Origin of the sequence: Tsukamurella pseudospumae, assembly GCF_001575195.1 — a bacterium.
GTDB classification, from domain to species: Bacteria; Actinomycetota; Actinomycetes; order Mycobacteriales; family Mycobacteriaceae; genus Tsukamurella; species Tsukamurella pseudospumae.
In genome coordinates this window covers 228,760-252,634 of the sequence record NZ_LSRF01000058.1, presented here as the reverse complement: position 1 = coordinate 252,634, position 23,875 = coordinate 228,760, and the positions used below count along the sequence as shown (strand labels likewise).

Below are 23,875 nucleotides of genomic sequence, written 5' to 3'. Positions count from 1 at the left end.
GACTCGACCCGATCGACGGGTCGGAGGGAGTGCGAGCGGAAACGCTCAGCAGCAACACATTCGACAGTGCACGCGAACCATGGGGAGACGGCAACCCAGCGCGACGGTCTCATAACCGACGCGCAGATGGGCCTCAAGACTCCCGGACATGCCTTGAAACTAGCACCACACACCTCGCGCCGCACAAGCGCCACGACCGCCAATGGGACGCAGATCACATCTCCGGGACCTCGAAAACAGGATGCGAAGCGCACGCACTGTTGTCTACACTCGACGCCATGCTCTCCTGAGACGTCCCCGGACCTGTTCTTCGCGCACCCGCCTCACCCGCCGTGCCGCGCCCCGATGGACCTCAAGGAGCATTCATGGCTACCTCTCTCGCTGTCTCCGCACTCTCCCTGCGCTGGCCCGACGGCACGAAAGTGTTCGACGACCTCAGCTTCACCATCCCCGCAGGTCACGCCGCCCTGGTCGGTGCCAACGGCGCCGGCAAGAGCACGATGCTGCGCATCCTCGCAGGCCGGATCACCCCGACCGCCGGTTCGGTGAGCGGCACCGGGGTCGTCGGGTACGTGCCCCAGCACCCGCAGGCGCAGCCGGAGGACACGCTCGCCGACGCACTCGGCATCGGCGGCACCGTCGCCGCGCTGCGCCGTATCGAGGGCGGCTCGGCCGAGCCCGAGGACTTCGACGCCCTCGGAGACGACTGGGACGTCGAAGAGCGCGCGACCGCCGTCCTCGACGGCCTGAGCCTGCGGCTCGGGGCCCTGGACCGCACCGTCGGGACGCTGTCCGGCGGCGAGGCCACCCTCCTGGCCATCGCCGGGCAGCTGCTGCGCCGGCCCGACACCCTGCTCCTCGACGAGCCGACCAACAACCTCGACCAGCGGGCCCGCGGCCTGCTCACCGACGCGCTCGATCGGTTCGGCGGCACCGCGGTCGTGGTCAGCCACGACCTCACGCTGCTCGAGAAGATGGACAGCACCGTCGAGCTGTACCGCGGCTCCGTCCGCGTGTTCGGCGGGCCCTACTCGCACTACCGCGAGGTGCTCGACGCCGAGCAGGCGTCCGCGGAGCAGGCTGTGACTACCGCCAAGGGCGATCTCAAGGCGCAGCAGCGGGACCTGATCGAGGCGCGGACGAAGCTCGATCGCCGCAAGCGCTACGCCGACAAGGCCGAAGCCGAGAAGCGCGTGCCGCCGATCCTCGCGGGTCTGCTCAAGCAGAAGGCGGAGGTATCGGCGGGCAAGCACCGCGTCCTGCACGAGGGCCGCGTCGACTCAGCCCGGGACGCCCTGGACTCCGCGCGGGAGGGCGTCCGCGACGACCGCGCCGTCCGGATCGCCATGCCCGAGCCCGGTCCGGGTCTGCACCGCACCCAGCTGTCCGACGGTCCGCTGCAGGTCACCGGCCCGGAGCGGATCGCGCTGATCGGTCCCAACGGGGCGGGCAAGACGACGGTGCTGCGGCGCGCCATCGCCGCCGCCCGCGAGGCCGAGCCGCCGACGGTGATCGGCTACGTCCCGCAGGACGTGCGGTTCGGCCCGACCGAGGAGGGCTCGCTGCTCGACGCGGTCCGCGACGCGCACCCGGACCTCGACGCGCAGCACGCGCACGCCGCGCTGGCCCGGATGCTGTTCCGCGGTAGGCAGTCGGAGCGGATCGTGAACACGCTCAGCGGCGGCGAGCGGCTGCGGCTCGCGCTGGCGATCGCCCTGCTGGGGGATCCGGCACCGTCGCTCCTGGCACTGGACGAGCCCACTAACAACCTCGATGTCCCGTCGGTGGAACTGCTGGTGGAGGCGTTGCGGGCGTGGGCGGGCGCGCTCGTGATCGTCTCGCACGACCGGGCCTTCCTGGACCTACTGAACCAGACTCGCGAGGTCGAGATCGGGCGCTGAAGGTCGCGGGGGAGGGCTCAGGAACCACCTCTGCGGGCCGCCTCCTCCACCTCGTCGAGGCGACCCTCGATGAGGTGGAACATCCTTCTCACGTGGCGCGCGTCCACCAGGGCGTCGTGTCGTCGTGCCGGGTAGCCGGGTAGCCGTTGACCGAGCAGGAGCGCGTACTCCCGCACATTGCGTGTGCTCATCGGCAGCCACCCCGGCTGCTGCGCCATATTGCCCCAGATCTGCATGAGCGCCACCTGATCCCACGCGCCGAAATCCGCCCAGAGCACCGTGGGGCGCGGCAGGAGGAACTCGTCCAGGCGCGCGCGTAGTTCGGCATCGCTGCGACGTGGCATCCCTGCGACGGCCGGTAGCACGTGCTCGGCCAGAAAGGGGTCGGCAGCCGCCCGCACCCGGTCGTACTGGTCCGAGTGCTCGTAGAACTCGCGGCCGGTGTCGGACACCACGGCGATCGACACCAGCCGGATACTGACACCGTCCCAATGGAATTCGGTGTCGTAAAAGTACCGGCTATCGCGGCGGGAGTCCTGTTCATCGGCGTGCGGGCGCTCCACCCGGCCCGCCCATCGACGGAAGCGCTGCAACCGTCGCGTCCTATCGGGCGACGTCGCAGGTCACGGCGCAACGCGACCAGACGTGCCACGTATCGATCATGCCGAGCATCTTGTCACAGGCGAGCTCTTCGCTGCCAGCACCACCGTCCACATCAACGCTGGTCAACGGACCCGAGTCCCGGGGTACCCGTCCGATCGGGTGGGCAGGACCCACCCCGTCCGGCGGATCCGGCCGGCTCCCGGCATCCATAGAGTTGATGAGCATGATCGATGCTCTCGCAGCGGGTTCGGGCCGCCGGTGGTCGGACGGCGGGGTCCACGTCTCCCGCGTCCGACGCGGCCGGGCCCTCTCGGTCCGTCGCAACGAGCGCGGCTGGGCCGTGCAGCACCGTCTCGCCCCGAACGACCTGCGGGACTCCCTGGCGTTGCGCATCGCCGCGGAGGCCGGGCCGTGCGCGGTCGAGGAGTTCGAGCGCATGTTGGTCGGCGTGGTCCGCACCACCGTTCCCGACGCAACCCGAGCGTGGGTCCAGTACTACCGCAACTCGATGGCCGACCTGGAGTCCGGCGCCGCCGACTTCGCGCCGGTGCACGCGACCGCCGCCGAACTCCTGGTGGGGGATTCGCTGCTGGACCTCGGTAGTTGCTTCGGATTCTTCGCGCTGCGGGCCGCGCGATCAGGGATGCAGGTGACGGCCACCGATCTGTGCGCCGGGACCATGACGCTCCTTGACACTGTCGCGCGGGAGATCGAGATCCCGCTGTGCACGCGTGTGGCCGACGCGACCAACACCGGGCTGCCGGACCGCTACGCCGACACCGTCTCCGTCCTGCACCTGCTCGAGCACGTGTCACCCGAGGCCGGTACCGCCGTGGTCGACGAGGCCCTGCGCCTAGCCCGCGAACGGGTGATCATCGCGGTCCCGATCGAGGAGGAGCCGGACACCCGCTTCGGGCATGTGAGCACGTTCACCGTCGACGGCCTGCACGCCCTGGTCGCGGACCGTGGACTGCGCTGCCGCAGCTTCGAACACCACGGGGCGTGGCTCGTCATCGACCTCTAGATGCCTCTAGATGATGCCCCGCTTGCTCGCCTCGTACGCCGCCTCGGCGCGACGACTGGCGCCCAGCTTGCGCAGCACATTGCTCACGTGGAACTTCACCGTCGTCGGCGAGATGAAGAGTTGCTCCCCGATTCCGTTGTTGGAGTTGCCCTTCGCCAGCAGCCGCAGCACCTCGAGCTCCCGAGCGGTGAGTTCGTCGTCGGTCGGCCGCCCGTTCGCCAGGGTCTGCACCACCGCGACGGCGGTGCGGGAGTCGAAGGCGCTCTGTCCGCGGGTCACGGACCGGATGGCGCTCACCAACTCCCGGGTGTCGACGTCCTTGACCACGTAGCCGCGTGCACCGGCGTGCACCGCCTCGACCACCAGCCGCTCGTCCAGGAAGGTGGTGAGCACCAGCAGCCCGATCTCGGGGTGCGCCGCCGAGAGCTCCCGACAGAGCGAGAGGCCCTCCAGCTCGGATCCGCCCGAGAGCTTGAGATCGATCACCATCACGTTCGGGCGGATCGAGTCCGCCACCACCCGGGCCTCGGCCGGGGTGGCGGCCTCGCCCACCACCTCCAGATCGGGTTCGCGTTCGAGGATCGAACGCAGCCCCTGCCGGAGGATCGCGTGATCGTCCACCAGCACGATGCGCGAGTCGACGGATGTCCTCATCGTTTCCCCATTCACGAGGCCTCCTCGACCGGCAGTGTCACCTGGATGCGGATCCCGTGCAGCCGCGAGCGCCGGATGGCAAGGCTCCCGCCGCATTCCGCCGCCCGATCGGCCATGTTCGCCAGCCCCCGGCCGTGCCCATCGACGTCCCGCCCGAGGCTCGTGCGCAACCGCTCCCGGAGCACGGCGGGGTCGCCGGCACCGTCGTCGTCCACCGCGAGGTCGACGTGCCCGCTTCCGTAGCGCAGCGTCACCGTGGCGCGCTCGGCGCCCGCGTGCACGGCCACGTTGAACAGGGCCTCGCCCGCGATCCGCAGCAGCGCGTGCTCGACCGCCGCCGACAGCTCCCTGATCTCGCCCCGCACCCGTACGGCGACCTTCAGCTCGTCCGGTTCGTGCACCACGCCCAGCTGGCGCAGCATCTCGGGCAGTCCGTCCGTGTGCCGGTCCGAGCTGTTGTTGAGGGTGTAGATGGCGGAGCGCAACTGCTCCACGGCCCGGCGGGTCATCTCCTTCGCCAGATCCAGCCGCTCGGCGCGCTCGGCGTCGGGGATCTCACTGCGACACACCTCGATCTGCATGCCCGCCGACAGCACCGCCTGGGTCACACTGTCGTGCAGCTCCCGGGCGATCCGGTGCCGCTCGTCGTCGAGCGCACGGTGCCGTTGCACCGCCCCGAGTTCGCGTTGCATCCCCGTGAGCTCGGCGTTGCGCACCGCGAGGTCCGCGGCCGTGCGGCGCAGCTGCGCGTGGGCCTGCTCGGACCGATCGAGCAGCGTGGTGATGCCCTCGTACAGCGAGGCGTTGTGCAGTGCCACGGCCGTCTGACTGGCCAGGATGTTCAGGACCGCGGCATCGGTCCCGTCGAGCTCACGCCCCACCGGGGTCCAGGCGGCGATCGCCCCGACCACCGTGCCGTCGAGCACCAGCGGAACGTACGCGTGCCGGCCCTGCAGCACCGACTCCCCGGTCACCGTGTCCGCGTTGCGGATCCGCTCGAGGCATTCGGTCACCTCGTAGGGCAGCGGCGGCCCCGTCACCCGGCCCACCAGGAACGGGATGCCGTCCGGACCCAGTACCAAGCGCCGCAGGCCGGCCGCGGCGAGGCTGCCCTCGGTGAGCGCGAAGACCACCCAGTCGGCCTGCAGGTGTTCGCGGGCGGCCTGCGCAGCGGAGCTGACCACCGTCTCCGGACCGTCGACCGTGCGCACCAGCGCACCGGCGATCAGGTCCAGGGCGTGCAGGACCCGCTCGGCCCGCTCCTGCGCCCCGCGGTACTGCGGGTAGAAGGAGCTCTTGCCCGACCGGAGTCCGGTGAGCGCGGCCAGGTCCGATTCCGCGGTCACATCGCCGCCCGGAACAGCGCGGTCATCTCGTCGACGGTGGCCGACCGCGGGTTGGTGGCCATGCACGAGTCCCGCAGGCTCTGCGCCGCCAGGCGCGACAGGACCTCCTCGGGGACCCCCAGCTCGGACAGGCCGCGGGGCCCGCCGACCTCACGGGCGAGCGCCTCGACGCGGTCGGCGACGGCTGCCGCCGCCTCAGCGGCCGGCGCGTGTTGCTCGGGCAACCCCATTCCGGCGGCGATCGCGACGTACGGGTGGGGGTCGATCTCGGCGTTGAACCGGATCACGTGCGGCAGCAGGATGCCGTTGATCACGCCGTGCGGCTTGTCCAGCAGCCCACCGACCTGATGACTCATCGCATGCGCCGCACCGAGGATGGCATTGGTGAAGGCCATGCCCGCCTCCAGGCTGGCCTGGGCCATGACGAGCCGGTCGGACATGCGGGTGGGGTGCGCCATGCTCTCCGCGAGCGACTCGGAGACCAGGCCGACGGCGCGCAACGCGTGGTGGTCGGTGAGCGGGTTGTGCGCGAGCGAGACGTACGCCTCGACCCCGTGGGTGAGCGCATCGAGCCCACTGGCGGCGGCGAGCCACCGCGGCATGGTGGTGAGCAGTCGCGGGTCGATCACGGTGACGTCCGGGACCAGGGTCCGGCCGAGGATGGTCACCTTCACGGCCCGCGCGGTATCGGTGACGATGCAGAACTGGGAGACGTCCGCGCCGGTGCCCGCGGTAGTGGGCACCATCACCGTCGGCGGTATCGGGCGGGTCACCCGGTCGACGCCGATGTAGTCGAGGATGTCGCCCCCGTTGCTGGCCAGGATGGCGACGCCCTTCGCCGCGTCCATCGCCGAGCCCCCGCCGATCCCGATGATCACATCGCACCGCTCGGCGGCGTACTGCTCGAAGCCAGCGGCCACCTCGTGGTCCTTGGGGTTCGGCGTGACCTCGCTGAAGACGTGCGGACGCAGGCCGGCCTCGCGCAGGTGCTCGGCGAGTTCGGCCACCCAACCCGCTTCGATCAGGCCGGGGTCGGTGACCAGGAGCGGTCGCACGGCCCCCAACCGGGCGGCCGCGTGCGCCGCCTCACCGAGCGCGCCGACGCCGAAGACGATCTCGGGAGCGTGGAACTTCACGGTGCGCGGTACCTCGCGGCCGATCAGCGGCACGGAGCGGTCGCCGGACGTGCGGCTGTCGAGGTATGTCACGGGCTGCTCCTCAACGAGAACGTTGCGACTCATGCTACAAGCACGGAGGAGTTTCAGGGCTGCCCGTCGGCACGGGCGGGCACCTGCCCGATCAGGCAGGCGCCCGCTCGTGCGGGCCTCACCGAAGTGCGTTGCCGAGGTCGCGGGCGCGCTCGATCAGCTGATCGGCGTCGCGGGCGACCACCACACCGTCGCAGTGTTCGCGGTACTGCGTCATCGCGCAGGTGGCCTGGGCCCAGTACCGCTCGGATTCCGGGGTGACCCAGGCCAGACGGTGCACGCGCCGGCGCAGCTCGGCGAGGTCCTCGGCACCGTCGGGCCGACCGCCCGAGCGGCCGTCGCCGACGATGAGCACCGAGGTCCGCTTGCCCAGTGCCGTGGGCGCTGCGAGGAGCTCGGAGAACACCTGCCCGTAGTCGCTCGACGCCTCCAGATCGATCTCGGGATCGGCGAGCACCCGGGCCAGGGCCTCGTCCCCGGTCCCGGCGAGCAGCGCGTCGGTCACGTCGACGGGATGGTCGACGAACGCGAACACCTCGCACCGACTGGTGCGGCGCCGGATCGCCTGCGCCATGCGCAGGGCGAAGGCGGTGACCGGCCGCACGGACAACGAGACATCGGCCAGGATCAGCACCCGCAGCCGATCGGGCCGCGGCACCCGGGTCGCCAGCCGGAAGGGCACCCCGTCCGTGCCCAGGGCCGCGCGCGAGGTGGCGCGCATGTCCAGCCGACCGTGCCCGTGATAGCGCACCCGTTCCCGCGGTGCCCCGCGCATCCGGCGCAGGACCTCGTGCACAGCCAGCTCCAGCTCCGCATGCGAGCGGGACTCCGCGCTGCCCGGCGCGCCGGGTGCCGGGGTGCCGACCTCGGCGAGCGCACCGACGAAGGACGCGAGCGCGGCGGCGAGCCGCTCGGCCTGCGCCTGGGTGAGTTCCTCGGCGCCGCTGTCGGAGTAGAGGCTGTTCGGGTCGTAGGCGTCGAGCCAGGCCAGGATCGACGCGGGATCGTCCCACGTGAGCGTCCCCGAGGCGGAGACGGTGGCACCGTCGGACAGGCCGCCGACCTCGGAGGCACCCGCGCGGTCGACGTCCAGGGTGTAGCTCACCCCGCGCCGTCCGCTGTCGTCGGAGCCGTTGACCGACAGGCTCTCGTCGGCGGCCGTGACGGAGAAGTCGTCGTCGTCCTTGTGCGGGTTGAAGCCCTTCTCCGCGTCCGGCGTGTCGAACAGTTCGCCGACCTCGGCGGCGCGCTCGTTGTAGTCGGCGTAGCGGCCCAGTTCCGCGTCCTCCGCGAGCTCCAGGTCCTCGGGCAGGGCACCGGTGAGCCCCGCGCGCGCCGGGTCGCGCTCCTCGTCCTCGGCAGGTCCGGCGACTCTGTCGAAGAGCGCGGCGAACGCGCTGTCGAACCCGGCGTTCTCATGGGAGTACTTCACGCAGGTGGCGCGCAGTCCCGCGGCGAGCCGGGGCTTGTCGCGCGCACCGAGCATTCCCAGCACCCGGCGTACCTCGATCACCTCCGCCGGCGAGGCGCTCACGCCGTGCACCCGCAGGAGCATGCCGAAGGCCGCGGCGACCACATCGAGGACGCCGGCCCCACCGGTGCGCGGGAGCTCAGCTCCGGCCATGGCCCTTACCGCCGTGTCCCCGAAAGACATTGGTGGTGGTGTTGGCCGGGCTCGCGGCCACCGTCGGGCGGGGTACGGCGCGGTCGTCCTCCGGCGCCCGCGCCGGCGCCCCGCGGCCGTGGACGAGGTCGACATCGGAGGAGTACTTGAGCAGCGCCGCGTACAGCAGCTCCGACGAGTCGGCGGTGCTGCGCCCCGTGGCCGCGAGCACGGCCGCGATCCGCGCCGCGTCGATCACCTCCGAGGTCGACGGGCTCTTGCGCAGCGGAAGCGTGCGCAGGTGGCCCGCGAGCTCCACCACCTCCGCGACCGCCGCGGACTCGACCTCGGGTGCCCGGGCGCCCACGATCTCCCGCTCGCGTTCCGGACTGGGGTAGCCCAGGTGGTAGTGCAGGCACCGCCTCTTGAGGGCGGCGCTCAACTCACGGGTGTCGTTGGAGGTCAGGATGACCCACGGCCGAGTGCGGGCGGTGAAGGTTCCCACCTCGGGAACCGTCACCTGGTTCTCCGCGAGCACCTCGAGCAGCAGGGCCTCCATCGACTCCTCGGTACGGTCCACCTCGTCGACCAGCAGCACCACCGGCTCCTCGGAGAGGATCGCGGCGAGCAGCGGCCGGGCGGCGAGGAAGGCCTCGGAGTACAGGCCGAAATCCTGCGTCGCCAGGTGGGCGGAGGCCTCGGCGAGGGTGTCGAAGTCCGCGAGTTCGACACCGATCCGGTCCCGCAGCATCTGCACGTGCAGGAGCTGGCGGGCGTAGTCCCACTCGTACAGGGCCCGGCTGTCGTCGAGTCCCTCGTGGCACTGCAGCCGGATCAGCCGCCGCCCCGATACCTCCGCCAGAGTCTTGGCCAGCTCCGTCTTCCCGACGCCCGCCGGCCCCTCCAGGAGCAACGGGCGGTCGAGCACCGTTGCGAGATGGACCACCGTGGCCAGGTCGTCGTCCGCGATGTAGTCGCTCCCGCGGAGGGCGTCGCGCAGGGCGGCACCGTCCGCGAATTGCGGTGTGTTCGTCCGTTCGGTGGCCACGGTAGTCATCTCTCCTCTACTCCTCGGTCAGTACTTGCCGTTGATGGCGTGGTCGACGACCGGCAGCATCGACGCGACCGTCACCTCACGCGGGTTGCCCGGCGTGCACCAGTCGTCCTGGATGTGCTCGGAGATCGCCAGGATGGTCTTGTCGTCACCGGGGATCCGCTCGCCGCGGCCGGCGTACTTCTTCGTGTTCATCTGGTTCTTCTCGTACGAGTCCGTGCGGATCTCGCCGAAGTTGTCGGGAATGCCGACATCCTTCGCGAGTCGGATCGCGGCCTCGACGGCGGCATCGGCGGCCTGCACCGTGGTCATGTTGCGCGTGTCCACGCCCATGGCGGTGGCGATCTGCGCGTAGCGCTCGTAGCGCGAGGGCAGGTTGTACTCCCACACGCGGGGCAGCGCGATGGCGTTGTTGAGGCCGTGGTGGCTGTCGAAGAACGCCGACACCGCGTGCGAGATCGAGTGCACGATGCCCAGGCCACCCGAGTTGAACGCCTGCGCGGAGATGTACTGCGCGTTCATCATCCCCTCGCGAGCCTTGAGGTTGCGCGGCTCGAAGGTGGCCTCGCGCAGGTTCTTCGCGACGAGCTCGATCGAGTACAGGGCGTTGCCCAGCGACGGGGCGAAGTCCAGGCGGGAGACGAAGGGCTCACTGCCGTGGGCGAGGACGTCGAAGCCGCAGTACGCGGTGAAGTGCTGGGGGCAGGTGTAGTACAGCAGCGGATCGTCGATGGCGAGCGTCACGATGGAGGCCTCGTCGAAGGCCACCCACTTGTGCGGCTTCTCCATGTCGGAGGTGTCGGTGATGACATACGCCCAGGAGGTCTCGGAGCCGGTACCGGCGGTCGTCGAGACGGCGATGTGGGGCGGGTTCTCCCGGTTCGTCGACTTGGCGAAGCCCTCGAACTCGTTGATGTTGCGGCCGTCGTGAGCGATCACCACGCGGGCGCCCTTGGCGGCGTCGTGGCTCGAGCCGCCACCCACGGAGATGATGCTGTCGCACTTCTCCCGCTGGTAGGTCGCCGCGGCCTCCATGACGTTGTAGTCCTTGGGGTTCGACTCGACCTTGTCGAACAGGACCACCTCGACGCCCTGGTACTCGATCTTGCCGATGAGCTCCTCGATGATGCCGGAGCCGCGCAGTCCGGTGGTCACCAGCAGCGCGCGCTTGAAGCCGAGGTTCTTCGCCTCCACGCCGATGATGTCGTGAGCGCCGACGCCCATCAGCGCACGGGGGAAGGGGTGGAACTCCTTGATCGGGAAGTCCCAGATCTGGTTCAGTTCGATGGCCATGACGTGGCTCCTTGAGTCGGGGTTCAGAGGGTTGTGATACGCCTCACAAAGACACTCTGGCCTGCCGAACCGCCGCCGGGAACAGGGAGCCGCATCAACCGTACGGTCGACCACCGCATCCCACCCGATCGGGCAGGGCCGGCCCTGCCCTGGACGGTCAGGAGGACAGGCGCTCCGCGATCAGCCCCGCCGTCATGAGCACGCTCGCGTGCGGGCCGCTCCGCAGCGGACCGGGCAGCACCGAGCCGTCGACCACCCGCAGACCGGCGATTCCGTGCACCGACCCGTCGGCGGCGGTGCGGGACCCGAGCGGCACGGTTCCCCATGCGTGCGAGGACATTCCAGGAACCGCATCGACGGTGACGGTGCCCGGCCGGACCAGGTGCGCGAACTCGGCGGATTCGAGCATCTCGACCACCTGCGCGGCACCGTCGGCCATGCGTGCCCGCGAGGTCCCGTCCGGATCACCCAGGTCGAGCTCGACCCCCGCGCCGGCGCCGAGCGGACGGATCGCGCCGGTCGTCGGACGCGTCATATCGGCGATCCCGATGGCCACCCCGCCCGCGGGCAGTCCCTCGATGTAGTTCGCGAAGTCGTCCGAGTAGCACCGGATCTCGAGCCCCTCGACGGTGTGCAGCACGGTCTGCAGCAGCGGGCTGCGGCGCAGCGGCACAGACGGGGAGAACCGCACCAGCAGCTCCGGATGCTCCTGCGTGACGAGCGGCCCGAGGAGCGGCGCCAGCAGCGCCCCGGAGCCGAGGGTGCCGGCGGCGAGGATCACCTCGCCGCAATCGATCCGGCCACCGTCGGTGAGGACGCCGGTCACCCTTCCTGCCGTCGCCGTCAGCGCGCGGGCGACGCCGCGCTCCAGTCGCGGGCGGCGGGTGGGCGATCCGAGGAAGGCATCGGCCGCGGTCCACCGGTGACCGTCCGCACGATTCGACCGAACCCGGTTGAGCCCCACCATCGGCCAGGACCCGGCCTCCGGCTCCGCCCCCGCGCCGCCGATGGGCGACCGGGGCAGGCGAGCCCCCCAGTACGCCTCGAAGGCGGTGGCGGTCTCGCCCAGCTCGTCGTCCGCGAAGGGCGTCGCCCGCATCCGTGGTTCGAGTCGGTCGAAGGCCGCCGAGATCTCGCCGAGCCGCCACGGCCACGGCGCGTAGTCGTCACGGTGACCGCGTAGGAAATAGCCGCCGTTCACGACGGACGACCCACCGATTCCGCTGCCGCGCACCACGTCCCTACCGCGCGACTCCGGATGACGCAGTACCCGCCCGGCGCCCGGATGGATCGGCAGCGTGGTGAGTGCGGTGGTCGGCCGATCGGCTGCGGTCAGCGCGCCCCGCTCGAGGAGTAGTACCCTGCGCGTCCGATCGCGCGCGAGCTGCGCCGCGACGAGGCAGCCGGCGCTCCCCGCGCCGATCACCACCACGTCGGGCGCGGTCATCGACGCGTGACCACCGGACGCAGCGCCGCAAGGTCTCGACGGGCTGCGACGCCCTGCCACACCCCCAGGCCGTAGGCCAGGTCGTCGAGTCTGTGCAGCACCGCCCAGGACAGGGGATCCGGATGGCGCGCACCCGGTTCCGCGATCACCTGCGCCACCCAGGTGGCGGCGGCCTCGGCCACGGCGGCCGCGAGGAGGCGACGCCGGAACCGGGGTACCGCGAGGGCCGCCACGAGGGTGATCGGCCAATGGTGCCGGAGCATCGACGACCAGCCCTGCAGCGTCCCGAACCACGCGGCACGGGCCACGTTCCGGGCCGCGAGTCCGTCTCCCCCGGGCACTGAGCGCAGCGCCGTGCGCAGGCGCGAGAACATCCACAGGTACACGCCGAGCGCGAGAACGGTGCCGGACCGGGTGCGGGAGAGCAGTCCGACGGTCGCGGCGATCCCGATCGGAGTGGCGACCACGGGGGCGGCGGCCCCACCGTGCCGGCGAGCCAGTTCCGCAGCGCCGGTGCCGTAGAACCGGCGGCGCCCCAGTAGTTCCCGCAGATCGCTCCGGTGCTCGTGCGCCACCCGCGAGTCGGGCTCGTACCGCACCGTCCAGCCCGCGGCGGCGAGCCGCCAGCACAGGTCCACGTCCTCGGCCACGCGCAGCGCCGCGTCGAAGCCGCCGACCGCGTCGAGCGCCGCGCGCCGCGCGAGCAGCGCCGCCGACGGGACGTACGAGAGGGGCCGCCCCGGCGCCGCGGCGGCCGGCCGTGGGCCCATGTCGAGGCTGGAGTGGCGGTTGGCGTAGACGGCGATGGGCGCGTACCGCCCGGGCCGGCTCAGGCCGACGATCCGGGGGGCGACCAGGGCCACCGTCGGATCCGCGAAGTGCCAGGCCGCGTCTCGAAGCCACCCCGAGCAGGGCACGGTATCGGAGTCGAGGAAGGCGACCACCTCGGTGTCCGCCAGGGCCGCACCGTGATTGCGGGCGGCGGCGGGCCCCTCGTTGCGCTCCAGGCGCACCACCCGGATCAGGGGCGAGTCCGGCACCGTGATCGGCTCGGGGGAGGCATCGTCGACGACGATCACCGGCAGTCCGGGGAGAGCACGCAACAGCCGGTCGACCCCGGACTGATTGCCGCGCACCGGGATCACGACCGTCACCGCCTCGTCAGCTGCGGGGCCCGCTTCCGGGGGTACGGGATCGGCGACCCCCGCGTCGAGAAGCCTGCGGGCCACCTGCCGCGCACCGTCGTCGGTGACCCGGAGGACGCCCCCGGCGTCGATCATCGCGGCCGCGGCGTGGGACAGGGTGAGCACCCGTAGCGGTGAACCCCCGATCAGGTGGCGCCCCCGGCGGGCGCATTCCCGACCGAGCCGGATACGGAAGCCGTCGGGAAGATCCCGGGCGACGGGGCCGTTCACCGGAGTCGTCCGGTCTCATCGGGATTCCACTGCGCCAGAGCCCTCGCCAGGTCCGCGCCGAGCGCTTCGACGAGCCGGCCGCCGAGCTCGGCGGTCGCCGCGGTCGGGTCGCCCAGCACCCCGTTGCGGGACACCGCGCCGACGCCACCGCTTCGCATCCGGTCGAGAATCGTGGCCAGCGGCGCGGTGGTGCCGGGCTCGATCCGGCTGCGCTGCACGCGGTCCGGATCGAGCGCCAGCAGTACCGAGGTCTCGGTCGCACCGGCGTGGGCGTCGGCACCGGGGAAGGCGCACGGGAACCAGGTCACGTCGCGCCCCTCGGTGCGCAGCAGCCGGACCGCCGCGACCAGGGGCTCGAGGTTGCCGCCGTGCCCGTTGACGAACGCGATCCGACCCGCCCATCGAGTCGCACTGCGCGCCAACTCGATCAGGACCAGCCGCAGGGCCTCCTGACCGATCGACACCGTGCCGGGGAAGCCCTCGTGCTCGCCCGACGCGCCGTAGGGCAGGGCGGGCGCCAGCACGAGGTCCGTCGGTTCCGCCCCGCCCTCACCGTCGGACGCGGCGGCGACGGCGCTGCGCGCCACCGCGACGGCGATCCGGGTGTCGGTGTCCACCGGTAGGTGCGGGCCGTGCTGCTCGGTCGAACCGATGGGCACCACGAGCACCGGCCGGTCGTCCACGAGGTCCGGCCAGGTCAGGTCGGCGAGTCGACGGCTCATCGGGCCTCAGCCGCCGAAGGTGCGCTCGAAGTCCGGCGGAATGATGAGGTCGTCGCGGCTGAGCTCGTCGATGTCGGAGCGGCCCAGCCCCATCAGGGTCGAATCGATGCCCATCCGCAGCAGATCGAGCACGTTCTCCACGCCGGCCTGGCCGTTGGCGGCCAGGCCCCAGAGGTACGCGCGACCGATCATGACGGCCTTGGCGCCGAAGGCGAGCGCCTTGACCACGTCGCTGCCGCGTCGGATCCCGCCGTCGAGCAGCACGTCCAGATCATCGCCGACGGCGTCGGCGATCGGGCCGAGCACGCGGATGGTGGCGGGGGTGCCGTCGAGGTTGTTGCCACCGTGGTTCGAGACGGAGATGGCGGTGGCGCCGATGTCGACGGCGCGCTTCGCGTCGTCGAGACGCGAGATCCCCTTGACCATGAACTCACCGTCCCACTGCTCACGCAGCCACAGCAGGTCCTCCCACGTGGGGGGCGGGGTGCTCATCCACTGGCCGTAGGCGCCGAAGAAGGTGGGGCCGCTCTCGTTGCGGTCGACCAGGTTCGGGGCGCTGAGATCGGGCACGATGATCTTGCCACCGCGGATCCAGTCGAGGGCGTAGCGCGGCCGCACCGCGATCTCCGGGGCGAGCCGGGCGAGGGCCTTCACGCCGACGCGCTCGGGGATCTCCGGGCTGCCCCAGTCGCGGCCGATGTTGAAGACCCAGTCGGTGGTGACGATCAGGCCCTTGCACCCGGCCTCCTTGGCCCGCTGGACCCGCTTGAGGATGCTCTCACGATCGCCGAGCCAATAGATCTGGAAGAAGATCTGGCCGTTGACCGCCGTCACCTCCTCGACCGGCTTGCTGGCGAAGCTGGACAAGCCCATCGCGGTGCCACGCGCCGCGGCGGCGCGGGCCACCGCGACCTCGCCGTCCGGGTCGACCGCCTGAACACCGGTGGGGGAGATCATCACCGGGAAGGACAGGTCCTGACCCATGACCCTGGTGGCGAGGTTGCGCTCGGGAGCCACGCCCACGACATGCGGGGCGAAGCCCAGCTCGTCGAACGCGGCCGTGTTGTCCGTCAGGGTGATTCCGCCTTGCGTACCCGCCACGAGCGACGAGTAGACGGTGCGGGGCAGGCGCTTTTGTGCGCGGCGCTGCGCCTCATGGACGGTCTCGAACCAGGGGTTCGGCCGCCACGGATTCTTCTCCAGCAGGTCGCTGAGGAGTGCCATGGAAACGCTCTTTCCGTGTGATCGTTCAGGGGGTCGGCGTGAGGCCGGTCAGGGGGTTCTCGTCGCAACTACGGCTGGGGGGCCGCGTCATGAGCGTGAGGGGCACACCGCGGGAATGGTCCTTGTTCGCGGTGGGCTTGCTGCGCTCCCCGGCGAGCAGCGATTCGCCGTAGCCCTGCACGCACTCCGGATCCGGCCCGTCCAAGGGCAGGCCCGTGAAGAACTTGGCCGCCATGCAGCCACCGCGGCAGGAGTCGAAGAAGCTGCACTGCGAGCAGGCCCCGGCGCTCTGCGGTTCACGCAGCGAGCGGAACAGGTCCGAACTCTGCCAGACCTCCTGGAAGCCGCCGTCGGACGTGACATTGCCCGCGAGGAAGTTCTCGTGGATCGCGAACGGGCAGGCGTAGACGTCGCCGACCGGATCGATCAGGCAGACCACGCGGCCGGCGCCGCACAGGTTCAGTCCGGGCAGGGCTCCGCCACCGCCGGCGCCGCCGAATGCGGACAGGTGGAAGAAGGAGTCGCCGGTGAGCACGCCGTCGCCGTGCGCCACCAACCAGTCGTAGAGCTGGCGCTGCTGCTCGGGCAGCGGATGCAGATCGTCCCAGACATCGGCGCCGCGTCCCGACGGCCGCAGCCGGGTGATCCGAAGGGTGGCACCGTAGCGGTCGGCCAGGGCCTTGAACTCGTCGAGCTGGTCCACGTTCTGGCGGGTCATGACGACGCTGATCTTGGCGTCCTTGAAGCCCGCAGCGGCGAGATTGTCCAGGGCTCGGACCGCCATGGCGAAGGAGCCGGGGCCGCGGACCGCGTCGTTGACCTCGGCGGTGGCACCGTCGAGGGAGATCTGCACGTCGACGTAGTCGGACGCGGCGAGCCGCTGCGCCGCCTCGGGCGTGATCCGCAGCCCGTTGGTGGAGAACTTCACACCGACCTGGTGATCGGTCGCGTAGTCGACGAGCTCCCAGAAGTCCGGGCGCACCGTCGGCTCGCCGCCGCCGATGTTGACGTAGAAGACCTGCATGCGCTGCAGTTCGTCGATGATGGCCTTGCACTGTTCGGTGCTCAGCTCACGCGGATCGCGCTTACCGGAGCTGGAGAGGCAGTGCACGCACGCCAGGTTGCAGGCGTAGGTGAGCTCCCAGGTGAGGCAGATGGGGGCGTCGAGTCCGCGTTCGAACTGATCGACGAGTCGCCCGACCGGGGCGGGGCTGGGCCGTTCGAGGGTGGTCATGGTCTCACTCCTGAGGGAAGGCCGGGATGATCATCCCGGACCGGGCGAGTGCGTCGAGCGCATCGAGGTACGGTGCGCGATCGTCGACGGCCACGCCCGCGGCGTCGAGCGCTGCTGAGGCGCTCGGCTGCAGATGGAGGCGCTGCACCACGTCGACGACGACGAGGTTCTTGAGGAAGGACAGCTTCCGGGTGCCGAAGTGGTAGAGCAGCGCACCGAAGGGCTCGGGCCGCACCGCGACGCGCGGGTTGATCGTCCAGCCCAGATCGGGATCGAAGGGGGCGTCAGCCCCGGCGGCCACAGGGCCGCCGGGAGCCGACGCGTGCGCGACGGGCATCAGTACACGCCGCACATGCCGTCGATGGACACTTCCTCCACCAACGATTCCGTCACGAGCTCGTCGTGCGTCGTAGTTTCCTTGTCGGACATATGAACCAACCTCCTCATCGTGATTGTTGTGGTTCCCGTCACACAGTAATGGCACTCAGTGCAAAATCATAGGGGTTCGTCGGAATTCGTCCTGCCGTACGATCGCGAACAGTCCCCGACCGGCGGGAACGCGCAGAAAAAGGATGGCGACGATGGCCAGTGGTGGACGCAGCGGACCGCTCGGCGGCCGTCCTTCCGCGACCACCCGGGGCCGGCTCAGCGCCATCGCCGTGGACCTGTTCATCGAGAACGGCTTCGACGAGACCAGCATCGACGAGATCGCCGCCGCCGCGGGAATAGCCCGGCGGACCCTCTTTCGCTACTACCCGTCGAAGAACTCACTCGCCTGGGGCGAGTTCGACGATCATCTGGAGGGCCTGCGCGGTCTCCTCGATGAGGCGGCCGGCACCGGGACGCTCGGCACCCAGCTCCGCGACGCGATCGTCGCCTTCAATCAGGTGCCGGAATCGGAACGCGAGCACCACCGCCGGCGCATGCGCCTGCTCCTGTCCGTGCCCGCGCTCCAGGCGCATTCGATGATCATGTACGCCGATTGGCGACAGGTCATCGCGGAGCACGTCGCCCGTCACCTCGGAGTCGCGGTCTCCGCCCACGCGCCGCAGACGATCGCGTGGATGGCGCTCGGCGTCGCCCTCGCCGCCTACGACCAGTGGCTCGAACAGCCCGATTCCGAACTGGAGGTCCTCCTGACCACGGGCTGCGAGCTGCTGATCGACGGCGTCGGGCACACCGACGCCGAGGCCGCACCGCCGCGGGAGCCCAGCCGCGACGCCCCGGCTCAGAGCCGATAGGACTCCAGTCCCAGCCAGCCGGCCATCTCCGCGACCGTCTGCTCCAGCGCGGCTTCGGAATCGGCATCGCGCTCGCCGGGCTCCCAGGTCGTGGCGTGCACCAGCAGCTCCCCCGCCGCACGATCGGCCTTGACATCGCAGCGCGCCACGATCCGGTCACCGAGGACGAAGGGCAACACGTAGTAGCCGTGCACCCGCTTCTCCTTGGGGGTGTAGATCTCGATGCGGTAGAAGAAGTCGAACAGCGCCTCCGCCCGCTCGCGCTGCCACACCACCGGGTCGAAGGGCGAGAGCAGCGCCCGCGCCGCGATCGCCCGGGGCCGCTTGGCCTCCGCGTGCAGGTAGACGGTGCCCGGCCACCAGTCCGCCTCCACCGGCAGGAGTTCGCCGGTGGCAACGAGCTTCTCGACGGCGGGTGCCGCCTGCGCCGCGGACAGCCGGAAGTAGTCGCGCAGGCAGCGCAGCGTCCCGATGCCGTGCGCCTTGGCCGACTGGCGCAGCAACTCAACGAACGCGTCCTCGTCGGACACCTCGTGCTCGGCGAGCTCACCCAGCACGGACGTGGTGGGCGCGTAGAGGCGCTCGAACTGGCTGGTGCGGCCGGCGCTGGTGACCTCGCCGGCGTGGAAGAGCACCTCCAGCCCCTCCTTCACCGACGACCAGTTCCACCCCCAGTGCGTCTTCTCCACCACCTGCTCGTGCTCGAGGTGCGCCTCGAGCGCGCGGGCGGTGAGCGGCGGCAGCTCGGCCAGTGCGCCGCGCAGCCGGTCCAGCTGGCCGGGGTGCCGGGCGTCGTAGCTCGCGAACCGCTGCGCCACCCGGTCCGCGGTCCGACGGTGCCGCAGCAGCGGCCAGGTCTCGGGCGGCACCAGCGAGGCCTCGTGTGCCCACGCCTCGACGAGCCGCCGCGGATTCCGGTCGCGGGCGCGATCGAGCAGCGCGGTGTCGTAGTCGCCGAGCCGCGCGAAGACCGGTAGGTACTGGCTGCGGGCGACCACGTTGACGCTGTCGATCTGGATCAGCTTGAGCCGGTCGATCGTCTTCTGGACCTGCCGCATCGTCGGGGCGGCGTTGCCCGCGAACCCCGACTCGAAACCCTGCGCCGCGAGCGCGATCCGGCGGGCCTGCGGCTGCGAGATCCTCATGCGCCGGCGAGGCGCGGGAACAGGTACTGCGCGAGCATCGGCGCGATGGTCACGCCGCCGTGGTCGGCCGGGTCCAGCCAGCGCGCCTCCGCGATCTCCGCCGCCGCCCGCGGCTCGACCCGCAGCGCGGTGGCGAAGACGGTGGACTCGATATCGGTGTTCGCCTCGTTCGCGGCGGGGCCGCGCCACGACACCAGGTGCGTCAGATCCGCCGTGGTGAGGCGAACGCCCAGCTCCTCGTCGATCTCGCGGACCGCGCAGTCGATCGGCGCCTCCCCCGGCTCCAGCTTGCCGCCGGGCAGCATGAACGCGTCCGTCCCCCGTTTGCGCACCGTGAGCACCCGCCCGGCCTCATCCCGGAAACACACCGCGGCCACCGTCAGCAGATCCATGCCCGCCACCCTAGCGACGACCTCCGACATCTTTTCGCTCCGCGGCAGGCGTTGTTCCCGACGCCGCGTCCACCGGGACACCGTGACTGCTCAACACCCTCGGATTCGGTCCGCGCCGGACACGCTGTCCGATCCGGTCAGGATCGGAGAGTCGTCCCGCGGACTCATCCCACGCCCCGCACCCGGCCACCGCTGCCACGCCCCGCGCGTCAGCACTCCGGCACGTTCACGGCGAGGCCGCCGAGGGAGGTCTCCTTGTACTTCGACAGCATGTCGGCGCCGGTCTGGCGCATGGTCTCGATGGCCTGATCGAGCGAGACGCGGTGCGTGCCGTCGCCGTGCAGGGCGATCCGGGCGGCGTTGACGGCCTTCACCGACGCGATGGCGTTGCGCTCGATGCACGGGATCTGGACGAGCCCGCCGATCGGGTCGCACGTGAGCCCCAGGTTGTGCTCGATCCCGATCTCCGCGGCGTTCTCCACCTGCGCCGGCGTGGCACCCATGACCTGCGCCAACGCACCCGCGGCCATCGAGCACGCGGAGCCGACCTCGCCCTGACACCCGACCTCGGCACCGGAGATCGACGCCCGCCGCTTGTAGAGCACCGCGATCGCCGCGGCCGTCAGTAGGTAGTCGCACACGACCTGCTCGCGCCGCGCCGCCAGCGAGGAGCGGAACTTCAGCGCGTAGTACAGCACCGACGGCACGATGCCGGCGGCACCGTTGGTCGGCGCGGTCACGATCCGACCGCCGCACGCGTTCTCCTCGTTCACGGCCATGGCCGCCACGTTGAGCCAGTCCATGGCGTCGGCACCGTCGGATTCGACGAGCCGTCGGTACAGGCCCGGCGCGCGCCGCTTCACCCCGAGCCCGCCGGGCAGCATGCCCTCGGACCGGAAGCCCCGCTCGATGCACGCCTCCATGACCGACCAGATGTGCAGCAGCCCGGCGCGCACCTCGCGCTCGGCCACGTCCGACGGTCCGCCGTGCAGCGCGATCTCGTTCTCGAGCATCAGCTGCGGCACCGTCAGGCCCGCGCGCGGACAGGTCTCGAGCAGCGCCGCCGCGGTGTCGAAGTCGTGCGGAACACCGGACGTTCCCGCCAACGGATTCACCGTCTCCGCGCCGGAATCACGCTCGACGAAGCCGCCGCCCACCGAGTAGTACACGGCCTCGTGGCTCGCGAGCTCCCCGCGGTCGTTGGGGCCACCGTCGAACTCCGCGCGGAACCGGATGCCGTTGGTGTGCCGGGGCAGCACGGTCAGCGGGTGCAGCACGATCTGCTCGGCGCACAGGGACACCTCGTCCCGGCCCGCGATCCGCACCATCCGGGTCGCCTCGATCTCCGCGCCGCGCTTCTCGACGTAATCCGGATCCACCGTCTCCGGGCGGTTGCCCTCGAGCCCCAGCAGCACCGCGGCGAAGGTCCCGTGCCCGCGCCCCGTCGCGGCGAGCGAGCCGTAGAGATCGACGTGCAGGGCGCGCACCGTCGACGGCAGTGAGCGCAGCTCATCGGCGAAATCGGCCCCTGCGCGCATCGGCCCGACGGTGTGCGAACTCGACGGGCCGATACCCACCGAGAACAGCTCGAAGACACTGATAGTCACGTCCTCCAGCGTAGGCCCCATACAGTGGTCGTATGGGCGACGCCGCAGATCTGGACATCGACGCTCTGCTCCTCCCGGGCAAACGCAAGTACACCTTCCGGGAACTCGCGGAGCAGGCGGGTATCGACGTGGAGGACCTGCGTCTCTGGTGGACCTCCGCGGGCTTCGCCGACCTCCGCGACGACGACCAGAAGGCGTTCACGCGCGACGACGTGGCCATCGTCAAGGACCTCGGCGAGCTGTTCAGCGGCGGCGTCGTCGACCGCGAGGCCGTGGTACCGGCGGCGCAGTCACTGGGCCAGGCGATGTACCGACTCGCGGAGTGGCAGGCCGGCATGGTCCGGCAGTACCTCGACGATGCCGCGGCCGCCGGCGTGAAGGATCCCTCGGACGGCGTGGCACGGGTCATCGATCGGATGGAGAACCTGCAGGCGCATGTGTGGCGCCGGCACCTGTCGTCCGCGACGCAGCGCCTGGTGACCCTCGACTCGACCGACGCGCTCACGGCGCGCATGGCCGTCGGCTTCGCCGACATGGTCGGCTACACGCGGCTGAGCCGCGGCCTCGCGATCGAGGAGCTGAACACGCTCGTCGCGACCTTCGAGGCGCGCATGCAGGCGGTGATCTACGGCGGTGGCGGGTGGATCATCAAGGGCGTCGGCGACGAGGTCATGTTCGCCGCGGAGAACCCGGCGGACGCCGCCCGAATCGGCCTCGAACTGCAGGAGCCGCACGAGTACCCGGAGCTGGACGCGATCGAGATCGAGTTCCCGCAGCTGCGCGTGGGCCTGGCCTACGGCGAGGTGCTGCAGCGCTACGGCGACCTGTTCGGCAGCGTGGTCAACCTGGCCGCCCGCCTGACCAGCGCCGCTCGGCCCGGGACCGTGCTCGTCGACGACAACTTCACGCAGGCCATCGTCGATGAGCCCGGGATCGACACCAAGAGCCTGCGCGCCTACCGCGCCCGCGGCTTCCGCGCGGTGCACCCGCACCTGCTGCGGTACAGCAAGGACGCCGTCGCCGCGAAGGAGGCGGAAGCCGCCGAAGCAGCGGCCGCCGAGGCCGAGGGAACCATCGAGGAGTAGCTCAGGCGGCGGCGAGCGCCACGGGACGCGGGCGCGAGCCGAGCAGCTCGCGGTGCACGCCGCCGACGAACTCGATCATCGAGCCGCCCAGCGCGTCGCACACGCTGCTCAGAACCTCCGACGAGGCCTCCTTGCGGCCGCGCTCGACCTCGGAGAGGTACTGCGTGGAGACACCCGCCTCGCCCGCGACCTCGGCGAGGGTGCGGCCCTGCCGCGTGCGCTCCTGCCGCAGCACGCGGCCGAACACCTCACGCAGCAGCGGCGGGCGCGCAGCCTCCGCCGACTCGTGCGTCTCGATGCTCGCCACCCCGCTCGTCATACGTTTCACCCTATCCGACGGTGCGCTCGCCGGGCGGAGCGTTCACGGTCGGCGAAACCGGCGCGTCGTCCTCGGGCAGCGGGTGCTCCAGCTCGTCGCGCGGCATCCGGGCGGCGAGGATCGCGATCGCCGCGAGCGGGATCGGCAGCACCGCCGCGAGCACGAAGGTCGCGGTGAGGCCGATCGCGTGGCTGACCGGACCCGCCAGGGCCAGCGACAGCGGCATGAACACCAGCGAGACGAAGAAGTCCAGGCTGGAGACCCGGCCGAGCAGGCGGCGCGGCACACGGCGCTGCAGCAGCGTGCCCCAGATCACCACGGGAGCCTCGAAGACCACCCCCAGCACGAAGCCCGCCGCGACCATGACCAGGACGTTCGTCGCGGTTCCGTACACCGCGAGAGGCAGGGCGCCGACGCCCCAGAGGCACATCATCACCGTGAGGTAGCGGCGGGGCAGCTTCCGCGAGGCCATGAGCAGGGCGCCCGCCACGCCGCCGAAACCGTAGGCCGCGAGGATCATCGAGTGGTCCGACGGTCCGCCGCCGGCGTGGTCCTTGATCGCGAAGGGCAGCAGCACATCGAGCGGGCCGACGACGACCAGCACCTGGATGCTCGCGAACAGCAGCGTCGCCAGCAGCCACGGGGTGCGCCGCACGTACTGCACGCCCTCCCACAGCTCACGCAACGGATGTCCCGGCTCGAGCCCGTCGGCACCGTCGGCGACGGCGCCGTCGGGCTCGAGACGGATCCGGGAGACGGACACCGCACCGAGGACGGGGAGGCACCCGGCGACCACGAGGGCCAGGCCGGGCGAGTGCAGCGCGATGAGGGCGCCCGCGATCGCCGGCCCCGCGGCCATGGACGCCGCCGGCCGCACCGCCGACTCGTAGCCGTTGACGGCGAGCAGTTCACCGGGCGAGACGAGCCGCGGCACCAGTGCCGAGTAGGCCGGGAAGTAGAAGCCGGACACCAGGCCCAGCGCGAAGGTGACGACCAGCATCATCGGCACGGTCACCGCGTCGGTGAGCACGAGCACGCCCACGCCGCCGATCGTGATCGCGTTGGCGATCTCCAGCACGAACAGGATGCGCTGCTGCGGCAGCCGATCCGCGAGCACGCCGCCGGCGAGGGTCGAGACGAGTAGGCCCGCGGCGGCGCCGCCGGACACGACGGAGACGCTGGTGGGCGAGCCGCCCATGCGGATGACCTGCCAGACCATCGCGATCATCCACATGCCGTCCGCGATGAGCGCGCACAGCAGCGTCACGAACAGGAACCGGTAGTTCCTGCGCAACAGCGGGCGCAGCATGCGGGGCACGTTCCAGCGCGTGCCGAGGTCGGTGAACACCCCTCCACGT

The 23,875-nt window shown here is 71.1% G+C and carries 23 protein-coding genes; 4 read left to right on the top strand and 19 right to left on the bottom strand.

Annotation, left to right across the window (positions count from 1 at the left end; all coding sequences use genetic code 11):
• Positions 1-365 precede the first annotated feature (365 nt).
• Entirely contained in the window at positions 366-1,901 is a 1,536-nt protein-coding gene (locus tag AXK60_RS19655; RefSeq protein ID WP_068573694.1) for an ABC-F family ATP-binding cassette domain-containing protein, read from the top strand.
• Between the two features lie 17 nt (positions 1,902-1,918).
• Here the strand turns inward: AXK60_RS19655 and AXK60_RS19650 are convergent, their stop codons facing one another.
• Positions 1,919-2,464 (bottom strand): 3'-5' exoribonuclease domain-containing protein, encoded by a 546-nt coding sequence (locus tag AXK60_RS19650; protein WP_068573693.1) that lies wholly within the window; start codon positions 2,462-2,464, stop codon positions 1,919-1,921.
• Between the two features lie 263 nt (positions 2,465-2,727).
• Between AXK60_RS19650 and mftM the strand changes: the two genes are divergently transcribed.
• A complete protein-coding gene (gene mftM / locus AXK60_RS19645) occupies positions 2,728-3,528 on the top strand; it encodes a mycofactocin oligosaccharide methyltransferase MftM (RefSeq protein WP_244881140.1) in 801 nt (266 codons plus the stop codon).
• A gap of 6 nt (positions 3,529-3,534) precedes the next feature.
• Here the strand turns inward: mftM and AXK60_RS19640 are convergent, their stop codons facing one another.
• From AXK60_RS19640 to mftA, 13 genes are all read right to left on the bottom strand, one after another.
• Complete coding sequence (locus tag AXK60_RS19640) at positions 3,535-4,182, bottom strand: MadR family response regulator transcription factor (protein WP_068573689.1); 648 nt, start codon at positions 4,180-4,182, stop codon at positions 3,535-3,537.
• A gap of 11 nt (positions 4,183-4,193) precedes the next feature.
• Positions 4,194-5,528, bottom strand: coding sequence for a MadS family sensor histidine kinase (locus tag AXK60_RS19635; protein WP_068573686.1), 1,335 nt, complete (start codon positions 5,526-5,528; stop codon positions 4,194-4,196).
• Positions 5,525-6,736, bottom strand: a complete 1,212-nt coding sequence (locus AXK60_RS19630) for an iron-containing alcohol dehydrogenase (RefSeq protein ID WP_244881139.1) — start codon at positions 6,734-6,736, stop codon at positions 5,525-5,527. The genes AXK60_RS19635 and AXK60_RS19630 overlap by 4 nt, the downstream gene beginning before the upstream one ends.
• 118 nt (positions 6,737-6,854) lie before the next feature.
• Complete coding sequence (gene madC / locus AXK60_RS19625; protein WP_068573684.1) at positions 6,855-8,360, bottom strand: MadC family VWA domain-containing protein; 1,506 nt, start codon at positions 8,358-8,360, stop codon at positions 6,855-6,857.
• Positions 8,347-9,396, bottom strand: coding sequence for a MadB family AAA-type ATPase (locus tag AXK60_RS19620; protein WP_068573683.1), 1,050 nt, complete (start codon positions 9,394-9,396; stop codon positions 8,347-8,349). The genes madC and AXK60_RS19620 overlap by 14 nt, the downstream gene beginning before the upstream one ends.
• 18 nt (positions 9,397-9,414) lie before the next feature.
• Positions 9,415-10,686: an NDMA-dependent methanol dehydrogenase gene (gene mdo / locus AXK60_RS19615; protein WP_068573681.1), complete on the bottom strand. Its 1,272-nt coding sequence runs from the start codon at positions 10,684-10,686 to the stop codon at positions 9,415-9,417.
• Between the two features lie 157 nt (positions 10,687-10,843).
• On the bottom strand, positions 10,844-12,133 hold the full coding sequence (mftG, locus tag AXK60_RS19610) for a mycofactocin system GMC family oxidoreductase MftG (protein ID WP_068573679.1): 1,290 nt from the start codon (positions 12,131-12,133) through the stop codon (positions 10,844-10,846).
• Complete coding sequence (mftF, locus tag AXK60_RS19605; RefSeq protein WP_425315227.1) at positions 12,130-13,443, bottom strand: mycofactocin biosynthesis glycosyltransferase MftF; 1,314 nt, start codon at positions 13,441-13,443, stop codon at positions 12,130-12,132. The genes mftG and mftF overlap by 4 nt, the downstream gene beginning before the upstream one ends.
• 101 nt (positions 13,444-13,544) lie before the next feature.
• A complete protein-coding gene (mftE, locus tag AXK60_RS19600) occupies positions 13,545-14,270 on the bottom strand; it encodes a mycofactocin biosynthesis peptidyl-dipeptidase MftE (protein WP_068573675.1) in 726 nt (241 codons plus the stop codon).
• 6 nt (positions 14,271-14,276) lie between these two features.
• Positions 14,277-15,494, bottom strand: coding sequence for a pre-mycofactocin synthase MftD (gene mftD, locus AXK60_RS19595; RefSeq protein ID WP_068573672.1), 1,218 nt, complete (start codon positions 15,492-15,494; stop codon positions 14,277-14,279).
• Between the two features lie 25 nt (positions 15,495-15,519).
• Positions 15,520-16,728 (bottom strand): mycofactocin radical SAM maturase, encoded by a 1,209-nt coding sequence (gene mftC, locus AXK60_RS19590; RefSeq protein WP_068573670.1) that lies wholly within the window; start codon positions 16,726-16,728, stop codon positions 15,520-15,522.
• 4 nt (positions 16,729-16,732) lie between these two features.
• Positions 16,733-17,065 carry a mycofactocin biosynthesis chaperone MftB gene (mftB, locus tag AXK60_RS19585; RefSeq protein WP_068573668.1) on the bottom strand — a complete coding sequence of 111 codons (333 nt, stop codon included), beginning with the start codon at positions 17,063-17,065 and terminating at the stop codon, positions 16,733-16,735.
• A complete protein-coding gene (mftA, locus tag AXK60_RS19580) occupies positions 17,065-17,157 on the bottom strand; it encodes a mycofactocin precursor MftA (protein WP_068573665.1) in 93 nt (30 codons plus the stop codon). Before mftA ends, mftB begins: the two co-directional genes overlap by 1 nt.
• Before the next feature lie 152 nt (positions 17,158-17,309).
• On the opposite strand from mftA, the gene mftR reads away from it, so the two are divergent.
• On the top strand, positions 17,310-17,969 hold the full coding sequence (mftR, locus tag AXK60_RS19575; RefSeq protein ID WP_068982554.1) for a mycofactocin system transcriptional regulator: 660 nt from the start codon (positions 17,310-17,312) through the stop codon (positions 17,967-17,969).
• Here mftR and AXK60_RS19570 read toward each other — a convergent pair.
• The 3 genes from AXK60_RS19570 to AXK60_RS19560 form a co-directional block, all read right to left on the bottom strand.
• Positions 17,957-19,114 (bottom strand): winged helix-turn-helix domain-containing protein, encoded by a 1,158-nt coding sequence (locus AXK60_RS19570; RefSeq protein WP_068573664.1) that lies wholly within the window; start codon positions 19,112-19,114, stop codon positions 17,957-17,959. The two genes, mftR and AXK60_RS19570, sit on opposite strands and share 13 nt — an antisense overlap.
• Positions 19,111-19,506 (bottom strand): NUDIX hydrolase, encoded by a 396-nt coding sequence (locus AXK60_RS19565; RefSeq protein ID WP_068573663.1) that lies wholly within the window; start codon positions 19,504-19,506, stop codon positions 19,111-19,113. Before AXK60_RS19565 ends, AXK60_RS19570 begins: the two co-directional genes overlap by 4 nt.
• Positions 19,507-19,715: 209 nt before the next feature.
• Positions 19,716-21,113: an L-serine ammonia-lyase gene (locus tag AXK60_RS19560; protein WP_068573662.1), complete on the bottom strand. Its 1,398-nt coding sequence runs from the start codon at positions 21,111-21,113 to the stop codon at positions 19,716-19,718.
• 32 nt (positions 21,114-21,145) lie between these two features.
• Between AXK60_RS19560 and AXK60_RS19555 the strand changes: the two genes are divergently transcribed.
• A complete protein-coding gene (locus tag AXK60_RS19555; RefSeq protein WP_068573661.1) occupies positions 21,146-22,198 on the top strand; it encodes an adenylate/guanylate cyclase domain-containing protein in 1,053 nt (350 codons plus the stop codon).
• 1 nt (position 22,199) lies between these two features.
• Here AXK60_RS19555 and AXK60_RS19550 read toward each other — a convergent pair whose 3' ends face one another.
• Together AXK60_RS19550 and AXK60_RS19545 are read right to left on the bottom strand one after the other, a co-directional pair.
• The gene (locus tag AXK60_RS19550) at positions 22,200-22,517 is read right to left on the bottom strand and encodes a helix-turn-helix domain-containing protein (protein ID WP_068573660.1); all 318 of its coding nucleotides are present in this window, start codon (positions 22,515-22,517) and stop codon (positions 22,200-22,202) included.
• Between the two features lie 10 nt (positions 22,518-22,527).
• Positions 22,528-23,865, bottom strand: a complete 1,338-nt coding sequence (locus tag AXK60_RS19545) for an MFS transporter (protein ID WP_244881138.1) — start codon at positions 23,863-23,865, stop codon at positions 22,528-22,530.
• Positions 23,866-23,875 lie beyond the last annotated feature (10 nt).

What these genes read in the sequence shown, in the direction of transcription:
- AXK60_RS19655 (WP_068573694.1), top strand. Translation starts at nt 366, where the DNA reads ATGGCTACCTCTCTCGCTGTCTCCGCACTCTCCCTGCGCTGGCCCGAC.
- mftM (WP_244881140.1), top strand. Translation starts at nt 2,728, where the DNA reads ATGATCGATGCTCTCGCAGCGGGTTCGGGCCGCCGGTGGTCGGACGGC.
- AXK60_RS19640 (WP_068573689.1), bottom strand. Translation starts at nt 4,182, where the DNA reads ATGAGGACATCCGTCGACTCGCGCATCGTGCTGGTGGACGATCACGCG.
- madC (WP_068573684.1), bottom strand. Translation starts at nt 8,360, where the DNA reads ATGGCCGGAGCTGAGCTCCCGCGCACCGGTGGGGCCGGCGTCCTCGAT.
- AXK60_RS19620 (WP_068573683.1), bottom strand. Translation starts at nt 9,396, where the DNA reads ATGACTACCGTGGCCACCGAACGGACGAACACACCGCAATTCGCGGAC.
- mdo (WP_068573681.1), bottom strand. Translation starts at nt 10,686, where the DNA reads ATGGCCATCGAACTGAACCAGATCTGGGACTTCCCGATCAAGGAGTTC.
- mftG (WP_068573679.1), bottom strand. Translation starts at nt 12,133, where the DNA reads ATGACCGCGCCCGACGTGGTGGTGATCGGCGCGGGGAGCGCCGGCTGC.
- mftE (WP_068573675.1), bottom strand. Translation starts at nt 14,270, where the DNA reads ATGAGCCGTCGACTCGCCGACCTGACCTGGCCGGACCTCGTGGACGAC.
- mftD (WP_068573672.1), bottom strand. Translation starts at nt 15,494, where the DNA reads ATGGCACTCCTCAGCGACCTGCTGGAGAAGAATCCGTGGCGGCCGAAC.
- mftC (WP_068573670.1), bottom strand. Translation starts at nt 16,728, where the DNA reads ATGACCACCCTCGAACGGCCCAGCCCCGCCCCGGTCGGGCGACTCGTC.
- mftB (WP_068573668.1), bottom strand. Translation starts at nt 17,065, where the DNA reads ATGCCCGTCGCGCACGCGTCGGCTCCCGGCGGCCCTGTGGCCGCCGGG.
- mftA (WP_068573665.1), bottom strand. Translation starts at nt 17,157, where the DNA reads ATGTCCGACAAGGAAACTACGACGCACGACGAGCTCGTGACGGAATCG.
- mftR (WP_068982554.1), top strand. Translation starts at nt 17,310, where the DNA reads ATGGCCAGTGGTGGACGCAGCGGACCGCTCGGCGGCCGTCCTTCCGCG.
- AXK60_RS19570 (WP_068573664.1), bottom strand. Translation starts at nt 19,114, where the DNA reads ATGAGGATCTCGCAGCCGCAGGCCCGCCGGATCGCGCTCGCGGCGCAG.
- AXK60_RS19565 (WP_068573663.1), bottom strand. Translation starts at nt 19,506, where the DNA reads ATGGATCTGCTGACGGTGGCCGCGGTGTGTTTCCGGGATGAGGCCGGG.
- AXK60_RS19555 (WP_068573661.1), top strand. Translation starts at nt 21,146, where the DNA reads ATGGGCGACGCCGCAGATCTGGACATCGACGCTCTGCTCCTCCCGGGC.
- AXK60_RS19550 (WP_068573660.1), bottom strand. Translation starts at nt 22,517, where the DNA reads ATGACGAGCGGGGTGGCGAGCATCGAGACGCACGAGTCGGCGGAGGCT.